The sequence below is a fragment of the Haloferax sp. Atlit-10N genome, from assembly GCF_003586325.1.
In the GTDB taxonomy this organism is placed as follows: Archaea; Halobacteriota; Halobacteria; order Halobacteriales; family Haloferacaceae; genus Haloferax; species Haloferax prahovense.
Genome location: NZ_PSYX01000147.1, coordinates 1 through 470, shown reverse-complemented (window position 1 = coordinate 470; position 470 = coordinate 1). Strand labels below are relative to the sequence as shown.

Annotated in this window: 1 pseudogene; it reads right to left on the bottom strand. The window is 63.8% G+C overall.

Going from position 1 to position 470, the window contains the following annotated elements:
- Positions 1-264: pseudogene (locus C5B91_RS21605) on the bottom strand (ABC transporter substrate-binding protein); the annotation flags it as partial.
- Positions 265-470: the final 206 nt, after the last annotated feature.

Genomic DNA, 470 nt, shown 5'->3' with positions numbered 1-470 from the left:
ATTGTCGTCGCTCGTGGACCACCCAGAGGCTACTCCCGGTTTCACTGACGCGTTGTAGTCCGCGATGACGAGCGGTTCGATGACGTTCAGCTTTCGGAACATCCACCCCTTGACGAGCGGGTCGAGGGAATCTGGATTCCACGGCGTCCCGACGCGGAACGTCGTCTCCCGTTCCATCTGCTCCGAGGAGGAGGTCCGCTCACCGTCCTGTGAGGTGCCGCTGCAACCCGCGAGTCCGATGAGGCCCGCCGTCGCTCCCTTCAATGCGTCTCGTCGACTGAGTCTGCGGTTTCGTAGCGTTAGCATTCTTCGTGGTCCTCACCTCTCTGCCGGCCGGTCGAAGCCGCGTTTCGCTCTCCGAGCCATGCGATGAGTTCCAGTAGCTCACCGACGGCCGTCTCGAACACGTCCCGGCCGGTTTCGGCGGTCGCGGCCGTCGGGTCTCCGACGACGCCGTTCTCGCTGAACTC